The organism is Actinopolyspora sabaoui (assembly GCF_051225635.1).
GTDB lineage: Bacteria > Actinomycetota > Actinomycetes > Mycobacteriales > Pseudonocardiaceae > Actinopolyspora.
Genome location: NZ_JBMIHH010000009.1, coordinates 258,969 through 275,261, shown reverse-complemented (window position 1 = coordinate 275,261; position 16,293 = coordinate 258,969). Strand labels below are relative to the sequence as shown.

Genomic DNA, 16,293 nt, shown 5'->3' with positions numbered 1-16,293 from the left:
CCCCCCCCCCCCCCCCCCCGCCCCGGAGACCGCCATCGGGAAGTGACCATGAGCGAGGCAGCGGGATCGTCCCCGGTGCGTGAGTCGGATGCATTGCAAGGCCGGGCCGCTCGCCGCGTAGGTCGCTACTCAAGAGCCGGCCCAACGCCGCAAGGCGCCGACTCACGTGACCGCTACGAAACCACCCAACCAGGGCGCCCTCACACTCACACGCAACTGAGAAACCCCCGGCCCGTGGGGCCGGGGGTTCTCCGTCCCCGAACTGACTGCCGCTCCCACCACGAAGCGACATCATTTAGGTTAGCCTAACCTCTTTTTTTCGGCAACCCCGGCGGGTCGTTCTCCCGTCCCGAACTCCGTGCCAACACGATGGCACCCACCAGACTCGCCAGCACCACGGCGATACCGCCGAGCAACAACGGCGCCCTACCGTCGAATATCTCCGCCAACCACCCGGAGAGCAATCCCCCGACAGGCCTGCCACCGAGGAAGAGCATCATGTACAACCCCATGACCCTGCCCCGCATCTCCGGATCCACGGAAAGCTGCACAGTGGAATTGGCCGCCGTGGTACAGGTCATCACGGCGATCCCGACCGGGATCAGTGCCACCGCGAAGCTGCGGTAAGAGGGCATCAGCGAAGCCGCCGCCTCGAGGGCACCGAACGCGGCGGCACCTCCGAACACCAGCCGCAACCGGGGACGCCCACCCGCCCTGCGGGCCGCCAGTGAGGCGCCACTGAGCGTGCCCACCGCCAGTGCGGTAATCAGCAAGCCGTACCCGGCGGCATCCCGGTCGAACACGTTGCGCGCGATCACCGCGAAGGCGTTCTCGAAGTTCATGCCGAACGTGCTCACGCAGCAGACCAGCGCCAGCACCACGATCAGCCGTGGGCTCCGCGAGACGTAGCGCAGTCCCGCCAGGAGACCGCCGCTCTCCTCCGTGGTTCCCGAGCTCCGGTACAACCTGCTCGGATCCATCAGCAACAGGCCACCCACCACAGCGCCCGTACTCAACCCGTTGATCAAAAAGACCGGCCCCGTGCCGATCAGGGTTATCAGCACCCCCGCGATCGCGGGCCCGACGATGCGGGCGAGGTTGAAGGTCATCGAGTTCAGGGCGACCGCGTTCGGCAGCTGGCGGGCTCCGACCATCTCGACCACGAAGGACTGCCGCACCGGGGCGTCGACAGCCGAGAAGCAGCCCAGCCCCAGGGCCAGCGCGTAGACGTGCCAGAGCTCGACCACCCCGCCGACGTCGAGCAGCCCCAGCGCCACTCCACACAGCCCCATTCCGCCCTGCACCACCATCAGCAGCCGACGCTTGTCGACCCGATCGGCGATCACCCCCGCGTAGAGCGTGAACAACAGGGTGGGCAGGAACTGCAACGCGACCGCCACCCCCAGGGCGGCCGGGGAGCCGTCGGAGAGTTCGAGTACGAGCCAGTCCTGCGCGGCGCGCTGCATCCAGGTGCCGGTCAGCGAGACGACCTGCCCGGAGGCGTAGTAGCGGTAGTTGCGTTCCCGCAGCGAACGAAACATCCCACCGCGTGCCCGTCCCCCAGCGGATGCATCCGCTACGGATGACCGGCTGTTTCGCTCCGGCCTGTCGGACTCCTGCTGGGCGGGCTTGGACATCTGCTGCGGTCAACCGTTCGATTTGTCGGGGGTATCACTGCTCGGAACGCTCCGTCCCGCCCGGCGGGCGCCCGGTCGACGGAGCCTCCCGCCGGATCGCTCGCCGCGGTGGGGGGGCACCCGAGGGCGGACTACGTCGGGAGGAGCACCGTCCACGGGAGCGAGCGCGGGGTGACCGCACAGCCGGTCGTGGGGCAGCTGGTCGTAGGGCAGCCGGTCGTGCGGGGAGCGGGCACGCCGGAAACCCGGCGCCGCTGGTAAGCACGGCGGGAAGGCCTCACCGGGCCATCCGCTCGAGGATGCGCGCCGCGCTGGAGAGCGTGTCGCGCTCCTGGTCCGTGAGTTCCGCCAGACGCAGATCGAGCCACTGCTCCCGCACGGAGACCTCCTGCTCCATGCGCTGGTTGCCCGCCTCGGTCAGCTCCACGATGGCCTGACGACCATCGGTGGGATGCTGACGCCGGTACACGAGACCGAGATCCTCCAGCGCGGCGATGACCCTGGTCATGGAAGGAGGCTGCACCCCCTCATGGGCGGCCAGTTCTCTGGGTGCCAGGGGGCCGTTCCGCCACAGGCAGGCCAGTGCCGACATCTGGGAGAGCGTCACACTGGATTCGGTCTGCGCACGCAACCGACGGTTCAGGCGAACGATGGCGATACGCAGTCTGCTCGCCAGAGTGCGCTCGCGTTCAGCCGTTTCAGACACCTCGTTAGTCTAGCAAAATAACGGACAATTCCGCCGCGACGCGGCAGTCACAGGACGGCACGGGTAAGCTGATGACTCCCGTACCGCACCCCGTCGACAGTCTCGCGCCCCTCGACTCGCGGACGGAGAACGCACCCGAACTCCCGGCGAAAGCGTCTCGCCCCGAACGGATCCCGATCGAAGGGAGAGGACGACCGTGGCAGCGGACGACAACGGCGCTCCCACCGGACCGCCACAGATGCGCCCGGTCCCTGCCCTGCCAGGCAAACTCGCGGGCCCGACTCCGGTCGTACTCACCGGTACGGTGTGCTGGCTGGTGGCCGCCGTGGTGTTCGGCATGCTCGGCTGGACGAGTTCTGGGGTCGACGTACGGTTCTGGACCTGTGTGACGGGCGGTGCACTGGGGGTGCTCGGCTACGGTGTCTTTCGCTGGCAGCGCTCGGCCTCACGTCGCGGTTCCCGCGGTTCCTGGCAGGGGCTCGCCGGGCTCGACGGCTGACATCTCAACGGAACTTTGTCCACTCGGCCTTCGCTGCTCTCACTTGGCGGAACCTCTGGCACGGCTCTCGCTGCGGGGAGGCCCGACATCGGGTAGCGACCTACACAACGTCGGGCCTTCCTCGCGAGAGCCGCACCGGAGAACCCGCGGCGGCGCCGACTGCCAAGGTGGTCGGAGCGCGGCCTGCGGGAGTGGTGGGAGCTCTGCACCGCGCCGTCCCACCGTCCGGCGATTTCGCGAGAAATTGACGCCTGCCGCCGTGGTGCTTCCCCGGAGTGGCGGAAATTTCGCGAGAAATCGACGCCGCCCCGAAGACGATGGGCGGAGCCCACGCCGGGCGGGTGCCTCAGCGGAGCAGCGTGGTGGCGTCCGGGTCGGCCAGCAGCGCCGCCAGGGTGAACCGGTCCTGCCAACGATCCACCGCCCAGGCCAAGGCCCGTGCCAATCCGTCCGAGCTTCGCTCGCTGTAGATCGCACCGGCGTTGTCGACCCACCAGTGCACCTGGTGTTCCCCTTCCGAAGTACGCACCCGTAGGCCGTCCCGCAGTTCGACCTCTCCGTGGGGCACGGGCATCCCGAGCAGTTCGCAGGCCCCCGGAACCCTCGCCACGTCCTGCCACGACTGCGTGACGCCCTGTCCGAGAATCTCGACCACGCCCTGCTCGGAGGCCAGCGGCAGGTCGAGTAGCTCGGCGAGCGCCTCGGCATCGAACTCGTGCGAGTTTCCACCCGCAACCACCAGAGCCGGTTCGAACACCCCCAGCAACCACGGCTCGTCCAACACCACCGCCCGATCGGCGGAGACCACCGCCGAGCTGACCGACCGTACCGCTCGCGGCGGGTCGACATCGCCGGGATCGAGCCGCCCCCAAGCCACCGCTTCGGCCAACGCGCGGTGGGCACCCAACGTCAGTCCCGCACGTACCCTGCGCTCCGGGTCGGCGAGTCGCGCCACCAGATCGGCGGCATCCGCGGTGTCGTGCACCGTCAGTTCGTCACGTACCCCGGCGAGCCGCAAGGTCCGTTCCTCCACACCGACATCGGGCACCGGGTCGTAGAGCCCCGCGAGTTGTTCGGCCTCCGCGAGCCGCCACTGCCTGGGGGAGCGCCCGCCCAACGTGGCGAACCGGGCTATCCACCACGAGGTGTAGCCGTCGGGCTCACGCATGGCGCGGGCGGTTTCGGGATCGGCGGTGAGCAGGCGCAGTGCCGCGGGCCAGGCGTTCTCGGCGACCAGGTCCAGATCCCGCACTCCGACGAACCGGTGGGGCGGCCACTCGTCCCCGCGCAGCCGCTCCAGCTCACGCCACCAGACCTCGGCGTCGGCCACCCCCTCGTGTGGTGAGGTGGGTTCCTCCTCGATCAGCACGGCGAACGAATCCAGCACCCCCACGGAACGGAGCCGCTCGGCCGAGCACCGTTCGACCACGTGCCCCGCGACGGTCTGCAACGGCGCATCGGGGCCGAGGGCGTGGGGATCGAGCACTTCCAGCAGCGCCGCCTGCGGCAGCAACAGCTCGTCGGCACGACGCACTTCACCGTCGGAGTCCGGCAACGCCAACGCACCCAGCCACTCGCGGTGGTCCGTCTCGCCCGCCAGCCGAAGCACCGGTTCGGCCAACCGCATGGGATCGGCTCCGGCCCGTGCGTCGGCCACGCTGTTGTGCACCGCCTCGACCAGGGCGGGCGCGTCCAGCAATTCGGAAGCGCCCGCGTGGTGCGCACCGAGACGTTCCAACAGTGGATGCACCGCCTCGGCCGCCGCGATCCGCAACCCGGTGACGTCCAGTTCGGCCAGTGCGGCAACGGCTTCCTCCGCGCCATCGCCGGGTAGCAGCAGGTCCCGCACCCCGGTCACGGTTCGGCCGTCGGCCAGCGGAACCGGCAACGCGGTGAGCTCTTCGCGCGCCGTGCGGTCGGTGCTCTCGATCGGCAGCAGCGCCTCGTACAACCGCCGCCACCATGCCGCGGGCCTGTCGAGCCCGGTCACTGCTTCGACGATCTCGGCTGCCCCCATGCGGTGCACGCCCAGGGAGCGCAGCGCGGTGGCATGCGGGGACTCCGAGAGGTTCGCACTGAGCAGGCCGGGTACCACCTCGGAGAGCAGTTCGACCAGTTCGGGAGCGAACGGGTCCAACACGGTCGCGCGGTGGGGAGCGATCCTCGAACCGTCGGCGGCGGGCAACCATGCTGCCTCGGTCAGCCGCTCGACGACGTCGCGGCGCAACCGTTCGTCGGTGTCCGACAGCGGAAAGCCGGGTTCCGGTACCAGTGCGGTCCGTTCGAGCGGTTCCAACCGCGACAGCAGCAGCGGATAGGAAGCGGCTGCCCGTTCCAGCACCACCCTCGTGGCGGGTGACTCCGATACCCGTCTGCGGTCCGGTTCCACGGGCACCCCCGCCAACAACCGGGCGGGCAGCGAGAGCCGTTCCTCCGTGGGAGTGGGCGCGTGCAGCACGTCGTTGTGCGCAGGCAGCACGGTGCCGTCACCGGCCAGCTCCACCGCCCAGCAGATCCACCACCGCGAGTGCTCGCGCTGCTCCACACCTATGCCGGTGAGCGTGGACTCCGGCCATTCACCGGTGGCGCGTTCGACCAGCCAATGACGGGTGGTCTCGGGGGTGTGCACCACGACCCTGTCGTCGGCGGACTCCGTGCGGGACCAGTGCCGCTCGCCGATGCCGACGTGGTGCAGCGCGGGCAACGCCAGCAGCAGGTCCACCACCTGCTCCGCCATGTCGGCCAGCAGTCTCTCGCCGTCGATGTCGGAGCGCAGCGGCAGTACGACTTCGGTGTCGAAGCCTTCGGGGGGCCGCTCGTCGGTCGGCCAACCGAGCCGCAGCACCGGCACCTGGCCGCCGCGAGAGGCCAGTTCCGTCACGGCGGCGGGCGTCTCAGAACTCGACTCGGCCAGCGCCGCCACCTCGTCCCGGGTCCGGGCGGCCGAGAACTCCACCCCGCCCACGGCCGTGGCCAGCCTGGGCGCGTCGGTGACGGCCAGGACCGCCGCGAAACCCACACCGAACCTGCCGACGGACGGCTCGGCACGTTTGGGGGAGGCGCGCAACGCCGTCAGTCCCGAGACGCCGGTCTCGTCGAGCGGCTGCCCGGTGTTGGCCACTCTGAGCTCGCCGTCGGCGAGCCGGACCGACAACCGTCCGGTCGTCCCGGCAGCGCGTGCCGCGTCCGAGGCGTTCTGGGCGAGTTCGACCAGCAGCCGGTCCCGGTAACCGCCCAGCCGGAGGTCCTCCTCGGCGTTGGCGTCCTCCCGGAACCGGGTGGGCGAGCCACGCCAGGCATCCAGTACGGCGGCACGCGACGCCGCCGTGCCGAACGGATCGGACGAGTCGTCCGTGGCCACGTTGTCCGCTGAATCGCTCAACTTCGTCCTCTTGAACAGGCCTTTGCCGGGCTTTTCCCGCGGTGTCACTGTATCCTGCGAGGACACCCGCTCACCGGACGGCGATCAGGGATTCGGGCGAGGCCACCGCGACTAGCGGCTCCACCGACCACGTTCGACGAGCAGCACAGTCGGGTCGGCAGCCCAGTGGAGTCGGCAGCACAGTCGAGTCGGCAGCACGATCGAGCCCGGCACGAGCGGAGTGACCGGTCCGTACCGCGGTTCGGGACGCCCGCGGGGTATTCCGTGTGGCCTCGCCGAAGCGCTCACCGGACGGAACCGCCGCGGGCCGACCCCGCCGGGACGTATCCGTTGGGACGAATCCGAGCGTCCAGTGCCGAGGCTGGGGCTCGTTCCGGGAGCACACGCGGGACGAGCGGCGAGGAGCGGGATGCGTGGCTCGGCGCCCGGGGCCGGAGTTCACCCGGGCGTCGATTCGGCCGGAGAACATCAGTCAGGGGGACGATCATGCAATCACTGGTATCGATGTCGTTCGCGGATCCCACCGAGGTCCGCGAATTCCCGCACGGCAGGCTGGAACTGTTCGACCTGCACGGTTCCGCCGTCGGAAGGTTCGTACTCGAACCCGGCTGGCACTGGTCACGTGACGTGGCGCCGCTGGCGGGTACCGAGACCTGTCAGCAACGCCATGTGGCCTACCTGCTCACCGGAAACCTGCACGTGGCCATGAACGACGGCCCCTACGGCGTGGTCAAAGCGGGCGAAGTGGTCCACATCGAACCGGGCCACGACGCCTGGACCGTGGGTGAGGAGACCGTCACGATCCTGGACTTCGCCGATGTCGCCACCTACGCGGTGGATTCGGCGACGCTGCGAGCCGCGCACTGACTCGCGGAGGCCTTCGGGAATCGCCGGAGGCCTCCACCGGCGAGACGAGCGCGCCGCCCCGAACACCGGGACGGCGCGCCGCGCTGGTGCGCTCTTTCACCGTTCGGCGGCGAGACCCGCGAGGGACACCCATCGTTGCCCGAGCGGTTCACCGCCGGAAAAGCCCCACCGGGCCGGTTCTCACTTCGCGTCCCGGGACTCGAAGTCCAGGGACGTGTCGTCGTAGACCACCTCCGCCACCGGAATGGTGGAGGAGGTGTCCACTTCGCCCTCGGAATGGGCTCCGCAGCCGAACTCGACGTGTACGACACGCCCGTCGGCGGGGGATACCGAGTTGGCGCACACCCCGAAAGCCGCTCGCATGGCTCCGGCCAACGGCAGGAAGAAACCGCAACTGCCGCAAGGGCCGGGGGCCAGCCGGGCGGTCTCGGCGTCGGGGCCGAACTCGCCGGATTCCCAGCGTTCGGCCGCTTCGAGTCGTCCCTCTCTGCTGAGCACCCGTTGCCTGCCGCCACCCACCTCGTAGGCGAGTTCCGTAACCGGGTCGTCGTCGCCCGGCAGGGTGCCCTCCGCGAGTCTGGGATCGTCCTGCCCGCTGGGCAGCAGATCCCCCGCCCCCAGGTCTCCGGGGCGAATCCGTTCGCTCCACGGCAGCCACTCCGGAGCCACCAAAGCCTCCGGTCCCGGCAGTAACACCACCTCGCTGACCGTCACCGGATCGTCGGGGCCGGAGGTGGCCACGGTCACCGCCCAGCGCCAGCCGACGTAGCCCCGATACGTCGTCTCGAAGTAGTGAGTGGCAGCGTGCTCGGACTCGTACTCGACACCGACGTGCTCCCCCACGGCTTCCCCGTTCGTCTCCATGACGAGGACCGGCGAGCCGGTGGGGTCGGTGCCGATTACGGCCTCCTCCTCGGCGGCGGCACGTGCGGTGTCCACCGCCCCGGCGAGTTTCGGATCGGGTCGCCGCTCGCCCCCGGCAGCGGTGCTTGGCGCGGACGCCGTCTCGACGTCGCTGATCGGAGCAGGCATAGGCGTCACACTCCCGATTGTGCCGCACGTGTTTTGCGGTGTATTCGGGCGTGCCACGCTTTCGGGGTGCGAATTCGGCAGCGGCGGACTCGAGTCGGAACTCACCGACGGCTCCCCCTCGGCGGGAGAGGAATCCGTCTCGGAGGACGCCGGAGTCGAACCGGCAGGCTGCTGCTGGTATGCCTCGTTCCGCTGGTGATCCTGATGATCTCTCGATGCGGAACGCCGCAGCAACCAGAACAGCACGGCCACCAGGGCCGCGAGGAGAGCGAACAGGGCTTGTGGCACGTGGGCAGCGTGCCACACCTGCGTGCCGATGTGATCCACGTTCTGCCGCATGATCCGTCCTTGTTCACCCAGGGTCTGGAAATTGACTCGGGGACACTCTACGAAAGCACCGGTAAACGTGGTGAATCGGTTCTGCGCGCGAAAAGCTTGACAACCGGGCGGGAATCGGACCGGGTCCGGCTGCCGGACCGGTTCTTCGGCGAGGGCATCACCCTCACGGACGACCGCGTTTGGCAGCTGACCTGGAAATCCGGGACGGCGATACTGCGCGACCGTGACGATCTCGGTGAGATCCGTCGCGTCGATTACCGGGGAGAGGGCTGGGGCCTGTGCTCCTTCGCGGACAGACTGGTGATGAGCGACGGCACGGACCAGCTGACCTTCCGTGATCCGGCCTCGTTCGCCGAACGCGGCAGCGTGTCGGTGCGGCTGGGCGGCGAACCGGTGACGGAGCTGAACGAACTGGAGTGCGTGGACGGCTCGGTGTGGGCCAACGTCTGGCGCACGAACAGGATAGTGCGTATCGACCCGAACACCGGCCGGGTGACCGCCGTGGTGGACGCGAGCGGTTTGCTCACCGCCGAGCAGGCCGACCGGGCCGGGGTGCTCAACGGGATAGCCGCCACGGCGGAGTCGGGGCAGTTCCTGCTCACCGGCAAGAACTGGCCGAAGATGTTCCGGGTTCGCTTCGTGCCGGTGGAGTGACGCGGGTACCGAGCGCTCGGGCTGGGAGTGGAGGAAAGCGGATCGCGATGCGCGACGGGACCGAAATGCGCGCCGGGGACCGGGCCGGACGAGCCGAGCCACGGGGTCGTAAGGTCAGCGGCGTGCGCCGAGGACTGACAGCACTGCTCATGCTGGCCCCCCTGTTACTGGCGGGCTGTTCCGTACCGGAGGAACCGGGCGTGACGTTCTACTCGCACGGCGAGTCCGTGCGAGTGTCGCCGGTACGGTACTGCGAGCGACTCGCCCGAGAGTGCAGCGAGCCGGACCCGGAAGCCGCCGGTGAGCTGCCGATGCCCGCTGGCTATCCGCTGCAGATCTCGGTTCCCGACGAGATCTCTTCCGCCCCGTGGCAGGTGGTGTTCACCTACCTGAGTGACTCCGGGGAACGGCTGCGAGGCCGCAGCGGCGTGATGAGCGGCGAGGACGAGCAGCACGCTTACACCCTCCGACTGCCGGAGGACGGGGCACGGCTGGACCAGGTGGAGGTGCAGCGATACGGCACGGTGAGTGTCAACCAGACCGGCCAACTGCAGTTCGTCATCGGCGGAACCTGGGTGGTGGGGAACTCACGACAGCAGGAACCGCCGACGAGCTGAGCGCGATGCCCGGTCCGGTCGCCTCACCGTGGCCGTCTCGCCTCGGACCCCCTTCGGACGCGGGGGCGGCGTGAGCCTCAGGAGCCGCCCGGGTCGAGCTCGCGGGCCACGGCGCGCACGACCCCACCGACCCGCTTGGCCACCTTTTTGTCCGGGTAACGCCCCTTGTCGAGCTCGGGCAGCACGCTGGCTTCGAGCAGCTTGATCATGTCGTCGACCATGCCGTGCAACTCGTCGGCAGGGCGTCGACGGGCTTCCACCACCGAGGGGGGCGGATCGAGCAGTTGCACCCGGAGCGCCTGGGGACCACGGCGGCCCTGGGCCAGGTCGAAGTCGACCCGTTGTCCCGTCTTGAGCGCCTCAACCCCGGACGGCAGCGCGGAGGCCCGCACGTACACGTCCTCCCCACCGTCCTGGGTCACGAAGCCGAAGCCCTTGTTCGCGTCGTACCACTTGACCCTGCCGGTCGGCACAGTCCTCACCGTTCCCTGTCAGATACGTGTTCCCGGCCATGCGGCACTGGTACCGCGCGGTTCCGGGAAACGTTGTTGCCTACATTCGATTGTTGCCACTAAGCGTCGGCGCCGATCGGAAACTGCTCCGGCACGACGAACGCGCCCCGGATACGCCACCTCCTCACGGCCACTGCGAGCCTGTTGCGGCGATTGCGTTCCAGGACGCGTCGAGTTCAAGCGTACCTGGCCCTGGGCGCACGACAACGCCACAGGCTGCGTTGGACCCGATCGGCGACCTCGCCCCGTGGAGTTCCCCGGCACTCCGAGTGACCGAAACCGGTGGGCAGTCCCGGCACGGAACACCCCTCGGAGGGCTCGGCCCGTCACCCGCGGCCACTCGGTGAGCGGTGAGCCGACGAGCGGGGACCCGACGAGGGCGCGCGGGGAGCTTCAATAGGCTGGTCACATGACAGCACCCGCACGCGGCGTCGTGATACCGGTGGCAGTGGGGATGTTCTGTGCCGGACTGGCCGTCATCCTGGTGATCTTCGGGCTCTGGGCCGCGGGTTACGGCGACCTGCCCTGGTGGCTCAACGCGTGCGCGATGCTGTGTCCGCTGGGCCTGGGGTTCGCACTGGTCTCGCTGTTGGTGCGGGGCGCACGGAGATCCTTGACGCGGAACTGACGCGTATCGAAAATACTCGGTGTTGTCCTCGTCACAACTCGTGAAGGTGAGACCATGAGCAGCACCGCGGCGGATCGAACCCCGGCACAGCGCACCGACTTCCACTCGCTGCGCGCGGGCGGCGTCAACTGGGACGCGTTGCCGCTGCGCCTGTTCGACAAGGGCAACGCGAAGTTCTGGAACCCGGCCGAGATCGACTTCAGCCGCGACGCCGCCGACTTCCGAGGACTCACCGAGCAGGAGCAGCAGGGTGTCGCGCTACTCTGCGCCCAGTTCATCGCGGGCGAGGAGGCGGTCACCGAGGACCTGCAACCGTTCATCTCGGCGATGGGGACCGAAGGGCGGTTCGCGGACGAGATCTACCTCACACAGTTCGCCTTCGAGGAGAGCAAGCACACCCAAGGGTTCAGGCTCTGGTTGGACGCCGTCGGCCTCACGGAGGACCTGCACCCGTACGTGGCGGAGAATCCGGGCTATCGTGCGATCTTCTACGAGGCCCTGCCGGAGTCGCTGAACACGCTGCACCGCGATCCGAGCCCGGCCAACCAGGTGCGCGCCTCGGTGACCTACAACCACATCGTGGAGGGAACACTGGCGCTGACCGGCTACTACGCGTGGAACAAGATCTGCAAGGAACGCGACATCCTGCCCGGCATGCGGGAACTGATCCGCCGGATCGGCGACGACGAACGCCGCCACATGGCGTGGGGAACCTTCACCTGCCGCCGCCACGTGGCCGCGGACGAGCGCAACTGGGAGCTCGTGCAGCAGCGGATGGACGAGCTGTTGCCTTACGCGGTCGAGCAGATCCAGTGGCGCCCCGACTGGGCGGGCGAGGAGGAGCCATTCGGTCTCGACCTCGACGAACTCTCCGCCTACGCCTCCGACCGGGCGGGCAGGCGACTGGGGGCGATCTCGGCGGCGCGGGGTGCCGACGTGGCGAGCATCGACGTGGACGCCGCCCCGGAGCGGCTGGAGGAGCAGTTCGGTGCGGAGGACGCAGCGGTGCTGGAGCGGATCGGGCCGGGCGAGGCGAACGGTTCGTGACTCCGCCTCACACCCCGTCCGTCGATTTCTCGCGAAATCGACGACCGATCACGAGGTTATCCCGAGGAGTGTCATGTCGAGCGAGCACCCAGCCCCACCGTTCGACCCCGAGCTGCGCGAGGTCCTCGCCGGGTTCGGCGAGAGCTTGCCGTCGACACTGACCCCGGAGATGATTCCGGCGCTACGGGCCAACAGCACGATCTCGGTCGAGGAACTGCTGACCGGTCGGAGCATCGAGCACACCAGCAGAACCGTTCCCGGCCCCGAGGGAGCGCCCGACCTCACGCTCTCGGTGTTCGCCCGCCCCGACCACACACCGGGCGGCCCGGGCTTCTACCACACCCACGGCGGCGGGATGATCGTCGGTGACCGATTCCTCGGCATGGGAACCGTGCTCGACTGGGTCGAGGAACTGGACGCCGTGGCCGTCTCCGTGGAGTATCGGCTGGCTCCCGAACATCCGGATCCGGCACCGATCGAGGACTGCTATGCCGGCCTCGTCTGGACCGCCGGGCACGCCGACGAGCTGGGCTTCGACCCGACTCGGCTCGTCCTCGCGGGCGCCAGCGCCGGTGGCGGACTCGCGGCGGGACTCGCCCTGCTCTGCCGGGACAGGGGCGGCCCCGCCCTCGCGGGTCAAATGCTGATGTACCCGATGATCGACGACCGCAACGAAACCGTCTCGAGCCAGCAGATCGACGGCATCGGTGTGTGGGACCGCGGCAGCAACGAAACCGGTTGGAACGCCCTGCTCGGACCGCGTCGCGGCACCGACCAGGTGTCGAGCTATGCCGCTCCGGCACGGGCGAAGGACCTGTCCGGACTGCCGCCCGCCTTCGTCGACGTCGGTTCGGCTGAGGTCTTCCGGGACGAGGACGTCGCCTACGCGTCCCGACTCTGGGCCTGTGGCGGAGTCGCCGAGCTCCACGTCTGGCCCGGCGGTTTCCACGGTTTCGACGGAATCGCCCCGGAGGCCGAGCTCTCGACCACCATGCGCGAGACCCGTACCCGGTGGGTACGCCGCCTCCTGGCGGGCTGAACGCGGCGCGCCGGCGCGATAACCGCACCTCCCCGCCGGTTCACTCGGTCCCGAGTATTTCCTTCGCCCGCTCCCGCATCTCCACCTTGCGCACCTTGCCGGTCACCGTCATCGGGAACTCGTCGACCGCGTGCACGTAGCGCGGAATCTTGTAGTGGGCGAGCTCGCCACGGCAGAACTCCCGCAGCGCCTCGGGGGTGAGTTCCTCCGCTCCCTCCCGCAACCGCACCCAGACCATCAGTTCCTCGCCGTAGCGCTCGTCCGGCACTCCTATCACCTGGGCGTCCAGGATGTCCGGATGCGTGTACAGGAACTCCTCCACCTCGCGGGGATAGATGTTCTCGCCACCCCGGATGATCATGTCCTTGATGCGGCCGGTGACGCTGACGTAGCCGTGCTCGTCCATCACGGCCAGATCGCCGGTGTGCATCCAGCGTGCGGAGTCGATCACCTCGGCGGTCTTGTTCGGCTCGTTCCAGTAGCCGAGCATCACCGAGTACCCACGCGTGCACAGCTCCCCCGACTCGCCGCACGGCACGGTCAGTCCGGTGTCCGGGTCGACGATCTTGACCTCCAGGTGCGGTCCCACCCTGCCCACGGTCGACACCCGCCGCCGCAGCGAGTCGTCGGCCCTGGTCTGCACCGACACCGGTGAGGTCTCCGTCATTCCGTAGCAGATGGCGACCTCGCCCATCCCCATCCGCTCGATGACCTGCTTCATCACCTCCACCGGACAGGGCGAGCCAGCCATGATTCCGGTGCGCAGCGAGGACAGCTCGTACTCCGCGAAGTCGGGCAGATCCAGCTCGGCGATGAACATCGTCGGCACGCCGTACAGCGAGGTGCAGCTCTCCGACTGAACCGCGCCGAGCGCCGAGGCCGCGTCGAATCCCTCGGAAGGAATGATCATGGCGGCCCCGTGGCTGGTGCAGGCCAGATTGCCCATGACCATCCCGAAGCAGTGGTAGAAGGGTGGCGCGATCGCCACCCGGTCCCGCTCGGTGTAGCCGCACAGCTCGCCGACGAAGAAGCCGTTGTTGAGGATGTTGTGGTGCGACAGGGTCGCGCCCTTGGGGAAACCGGTCGTTCCGGAGGTGTACTGGATGTTGATCGGGTCATCGGCGGAGAGCCCCACCTCGGCGCGACGCAGCCGCGCGGGATCTGACGGGTACCGGAACAGCTCGTCCCATTCCGGGCTTCCGAGGAAGACCACCCGCTCCAGATCGGGGCAGCTCGGGCGGACCCGCCCGACCATGTCCACGTAGTCGGAAGTCCTGAACCGCTGCGCCGAGATCAGCGTGCGGACACCGGACTGGTTGAGCACGTACTCCAGTTCGTGCACCCGGTAGGACGGGTTGATGTTGACCAGGATCGCGCCGATCCGCGCGGTGGCGTACTGCACCAGTGTCCACTCGGCGCGGTTCGGCGCCCAGATGCCGACCCGGTCTCCCTTGACCAGCCCGCTCTCCAGCAGACCGATGGCGAGCGCGTCCACCTCGGCGACGAACTCGCGGTAGGTCCAGCGACGTCCGGTGGCGAACTCGACCATCGCGTCCCGTTCCGGGAACCGCTCCGCGGTGTGCAACAGGTTGGCACCGATGGTCTCGCCGATGAGCGGCACGTCGGAGGTACCCGAGGAATAGCTGGGGCTGGTGGTCGGAACAGCGGGCTCCGCGCGGTCGGTGTGCGACACGAGTACCTCCGTTACGCCGTTCAGGGCAGGGGAACCGCATGATTGCGCACTGTCGCGACGGCGTCGAGGGGTGACGCCGGGATTCGGGTACCGAAAACGAAAAACCTAGTGGACGAAGCCCTATAGAGTGACGATCATGCGGAGCTACCTCGTCGACTCCTTCACGGACACCCCCTTCAGCGGCAACCCGGCAGGCGTCGTGCTGCTGGACGAACCCGCCGAGCCGGCCTGGATGCGGTCGGTGGCGGCCGAGTTCAACCAGAGCGAGACCGCGTTCGTGGTCACCGGAGTCGACGAGCACGCAGCGAAACCCCTGCGCTGGTTCAGCCCCACCACCGAAGTGGACCTCTGCGGGCACGCCACGCTCGCCGCGGCACACGTGCTCGGCGGTTCGCAGCGGTTCGACACCCGCAGCGGTGAGCTGACCTGCACCGCTACCGCCGACGGCACGGTGGAGATGGATTTCCCCATGCGGCCGAACGAGTCCGCCGCTGACGTGCCCGTCACGGCCGCGCTCGGCGACATCGCCCCCGAACGGGTGATCGCCGTGGCCCGCAGCAACACCGACCTGCTGGTTCACCTCGACGACGCGGGCCTGGTGCGCGAGCTACGACCGGACATCTCCGAAGTGCAGCGGATCACCGAGCGCGGCGTGATCGTCACCGCCGCGAGCGACCGACCGGAGGTGGACTTCGTCAGCAGGTTCTTCGCTCCCGCCGTGGGAGCACCCGAGGATCCGGTCACCGGTTCCGCGCACTGCTCACTGGCCCCGTGGTGGGCGGAGCGGCTGGGGCGTACGGAGCTGGTGGGTGAACAGGTCTCCTCGCGCGGCGGAACGGTGCGGGCCCGGCTGGACGGGCAACGGGTGGTGCTGGGAGGACGCGCGGTCACGGTTTTCGGGGGAACGCTGACCGGGTAACCACGACGATCGGCCGTACTCCGGGACGGGAATCCCTCGCGGAGAACTGGGGGATTCTCCCCGAACCCGTCCGCCCCGGGAGCTGGCATCGTGGTGTCATGCGACTGCTTCTCAACATCATCTGGCTGGTGCTCAGTGGCTTCTGGATGGCGCTCGGCTACGTCTTCGCCGGGATACTGCTGTGCGTGACGATCATCGGCATCCCGTTCGGCGTGGCCTCGTTCCGGATGGCCAACTTCGCGCTGTGGCCCTTCGGTCGGCAACTGGTCGACGAACGCGGCTCGGGGACGTTCTCGGCGATCGGCAACGTGCTGTGGATCATCCTGGCGGGCTGGTGGCTGGCACTGGGACACATCACCACGGGGGTGGCGATGTGCCTCACGATCATCGGAATCCCGCTGGGGATCGCCAGCTTCAAGCTCGTTCCCGTCTCACTGGTGCCGTTCGGCAAGCGAATCGTGGACACCGACGAGGCTCACGCGCTGGTGCCGCGTCGCTGACGGTGCGGCGCACGCTCAGCTCCCGGACGAGCTATCGGCGAGTCGGCAGTCGCTTCGTGGTGCCGAAAGGTCGCGGGCACGTCGGGTGAGCACGATCGGCGCGGCAGTGCCGCCACCCGCCCCGGTGTTCGGCACCGCCGCAACCTCTTTCGGGGAGATGCGACCTCTCCCAGGACATCTCGCGCGGACTCCGACATGACGAGCGGGTGCCCGCTCGGGCTC

The 16,293-nt window shown here is 68.8% G+C and carries 15 protein-coding genes; 9 read left to right on the top strand and 6 right to left on the bottom strand.

Annotated elements, in window-relative coordinates:
• Positions 1–305 precede the first annotated feature (305 nt).
• A complete protein-coding gene (locus ACOQFL_RS18080; RefSeq protein ID WP_435545358.1) occupies positions 306–1,637 on the bottom strand; it encodes an MFS transporter in 1,332 nt (443 codons plus the stop codon).
• A 277-nt stretch (positions 1,638–1,914) separates the two neighbouring features.
• Positions 1,915–2,343 carry a MarR family winged helix-turn-helix transcriptional regulator gene (locus tag ACOQFL_RS18075; protein ID WP_092628908.1) on the bottom strand — a complete coding sequence of 143 codons (429 nt, stop codon included), beginning with the start codon at positions 2,341–2,343 and terminating at the stop codon, positions 1,915–1,917.
• 196 nt (positions 2,344–2,539) lie between these two features.
• On the opposite strand from ACOQFL_RS18075, the gene ACOQFL_RS18070 reads away from it, so the two are divergent.
• Positions 2,540–2,842 carry a DUF2530 domain-containing protein gene (locus ACOQFL_RS18070; RefSeq protein ID WP_435545357.1) on the top strand — a complete coding sequence of 101 codons (303 nt, stop codon included), beginning with the start codon at positions 2,540–2,542 and terminating at the stop codon, positions 2,840–2,842.
• Between the two features lie 346 nt (positions 2,843–3,188).
• On the opposite strand, the gene ACOQFL_RS18065 is transcribed toward ACOQFL_RS18070, so the two are convergent.
• Complete coding sequence (locus ACOQFL_RS18065) at positions 3,189–6,203, bottom strand: sacsin N-terminal ATP-binding-like domain-containing protein (protein WP_435545370.1); 3,015 nt, start codon at positions 6,201–6,203, stop codon at positions 3,189–3,191.
• A 507-nt stretch (positions 6,204–6,710) separates the two neighbouring features.
• Here ACOQFL_RS18065 and ACOQFL_RS18060 point away from each other — a divergent pair.
• The gene (locus ACOQFL_RS18060; RefSeq protein WP_435545356.1) at positions 6,711–7,091 is read left to right on the top strand and encodes a cupin domain-containing protein; all 381 of its coding nucleotides are present in this window, start codon (positions 6,711–6,713) and stop codon (positions 7,089–7,091) included.
• Between the two features lie 180 nt (positions 7,092–7,271).
• Here the strand turns inward: ACOQFL_RS18060 and ACOQFL_RS18055 are convergent, their stop codons facing one another.
• Complete coding sequence (locus ACOQFL_RS18055) at positions 7,272–8,123, bottom strand: DUF3027 domain-containing protein (protein WP_435545369.1); 852 nt, start codon at positions 8,121–8,123, stop codon at positions 7,272–7,274.
• Between the two features lie 204 nt (positions 8,124–8,327).
• Between ACOQFL_RS18055 and ACOQFL_RS18050 the strand changes: the two genes are divergently transcribed.
• Together ACOQFL_RS18050 and ACOQFL_RS18045 are read left to right on the top strand one after the other, a co-directional pair.
• Positions 8,328–9,116 carry a glutaminyl-peptide cyclotransferase gene (locus ACOQFL_RS18050; RefSeq protein ID WP_435545355.1) on the top strand — a complete coding sequence of 263 codons (789 nt, stop codon included), beginning with the start codon at positions 8,328–8,330 and terminating at the stop codon, positions 9,114–9,116.
• Positions 9,117–9,163: 47 nt separating this feature from the next.
• Positions 9,164–9,733 (top strand): DUF2771 family protein, encoded by a 570-nt coding sequence (locus ACOQFL_RS18045; protein ID WP_435545354.1) that lies wholly within the window; start codon positions 9,164–9,166, stop codon positions 9,731–9,733.
• A 77-nt stretch (positions 9,734–9,810) separates the two neighbouring features.
• Here the strand turns inward: ACOQFL_RS18045 and ACOQFL_RS18040 are convergent, their stop codons facing one another.
• On the bottom strand, positions 9,811–10,206 hold the full coding sequence (locus tag ACOQFL_RS18040) for a cold shock domain-containing protein (RefSeq protein WP_092628913.1): 396 nt from the start codon (positions 10,204–10,206) through the stop codon (positions 9,811–9,813).
• A gap of 448 nt (positions 10,207–10,654) precedes the next feature.
• On the opposite strand from ACOQFL_RS18040, the gene ACOQFL_RS18035 reads away from it, so the two are divergent.
• From ACOQFL_RS18035 to ACOQFL_RS18025, 3 genes are all read left to right on the top strand, one after another.
• Positions 10,655–10,873, top strand: a complete 219-nt coding sequence (locus tag ACOQFL_RS18035; RefSeq protein WP_435545353.1) for a hypothetical protein — start codon at positions 10,655–10,657, stop codon at positions 10,871–10,873.
• 54 nt (positions 10,874–10,927) lie between these two features.
• Complete coding sequence (locus tag ACOQFL_RS18030; RefSeq protein WP_435545352.1) at positions 10,928–11,920, top strand: R2-like ligand-binding oxidase; 993 nt, start codon at positions 10,928–10,930, stop codon at positions 11,918–11,920.
• A gap of 73 nt (positions 11,921–11,993) precedes the next feature.
• The gene (locus ACOQFL_RS18025) at positions 11,994–12,959 is read left to right on the top strand and encodes an alpha/beta hydrolase (RefSeq protein ID WP_435545351.1); all 966 of its coding nucleotides are present in this window, start codon (positions 11,994–11,996) and stop codon (positions 12,957–12,959) included.
• 40 nt (positions 12,960–12,999) lie between these two features.
• On the opposite strand, the gene ACOQFL_RS18020 is transcribed toward ACOQFL_RS18025, so the two are convergent.
• Positions 13,000–14,652, bottom strand: coding sequence for an AMP-binding protein (locus ACOQFL_RS18020; RefSeq protein WP_435545350.1), 1,653 nt, complete (start codon positions 14,650–14,652; stop codon positions 13,000–13,002).
• 136 nt (positions 14,653–14,788) lie between these two features.
• Between ACOQFL_RS18020 and ACOQFL_RS18015 the strand changes: the two genes are divergently transcribed.
• Entirely contained in the window at positions 14,789–15,571 is a 783-nt protein-coding gene (locus ACOQFL_RS18015) for a PhzF family phenazine biosynthesis protein (protein WP_435545349.1), read from the top strand.
• Positions 15,572–15,669: 98 nt separating this feature from the next.
• Positions 15,670–16,071 carry a YccF domain-containing protein gene (locus ACOQFL_RS18010; RefSeq protein WP_435545348.1) on the top strand — a complete coding sequence of 134 codons (402 nt, stop codon included), beginning with the start codon at positions 15,670–15,672 and terminating at the stop codon, positions 16,069–16,071.
• The last annotated feature ends 222 nt before the right edge of the window (positions 16,072–16,293 follow it).

Excerpts from the sequence above, each read along its gene's own strand:
- ACOQFL_RS18045 (WP_435545354.1), top strand. The coding sequence starts at position 9,164 with ATGCGCGACGGGACCGAAATGCGCGCCGGGGACCGGGCCGGACGAGCC.
- ACOQFL_RS18080 (WP_435545358.1), bottom strand. The coding sequence starts at position 1,637 with ATGTCCAAGCCCGCCCAGCAGGAGTCCGACAGGCCGGAGCGAAACAGC.
- ACOQFL_RS18015 (WP_435545349.1), top strand. The coding sequence starts at position 14,789 with ATGCGGAGCTACCTCGTCGACTCCTTCACGGACACCCCCTTCAGCGGC.
- ACOQFL_RS18050 (WP_435545355.1), top strand. The coding sequence starts at position 8,328 with ATGATCTCTCGATGCGGAACGCCGCAGCAACCAGAACAGCACGGCCAC.
- ACOQFL_RS18035 (WP_435545353.1), top strand. The coding sequence starts at position 10,655 with ATGACAGCACCCGCACGCGGCGTCGTGATACCGGTGGCAGTGGGGATG.
- ACOQFL_RS18030 (WP_435545352.1), top strand. The coding sequence starts at position 10,928 with ATGAGCAGCACCGCGGCGGATCGAACCCCGGCACAGCGCACCGACTTC.
- ACOQFL_RS18010 (WP_435545348.1), top strand. The coding sequence starts at position 15,670 with ATGCGACTGCTTCTCAACATCATCTGGCTGGTGCTCAGTGGCTTCTGG.
- ACOQFL_RS18055 (WP_435545369.1), bottom strand. The coding sequence starts at position 8,123 with ATGCCTGCTCCGATCAGCGACGTCGAGACGGCGTCCGCGCCAAGCACC.
- ACOQFL_RS18060 (WP_435545356.1), top strand. The coding sequence starts at position 6,711 with ATGCAATCACTGGTATCGATGTCGTTCGCGGATCCCACCGAGGTCCGC.
- ACOQFL_RS18025 (WP_435545351.1), top strand. The coding sequence starts at position 11,994 with ATGTCGAGCGAGCACCCAGCCCCACCGTTCGACCCCGAGCTGCGCGAG.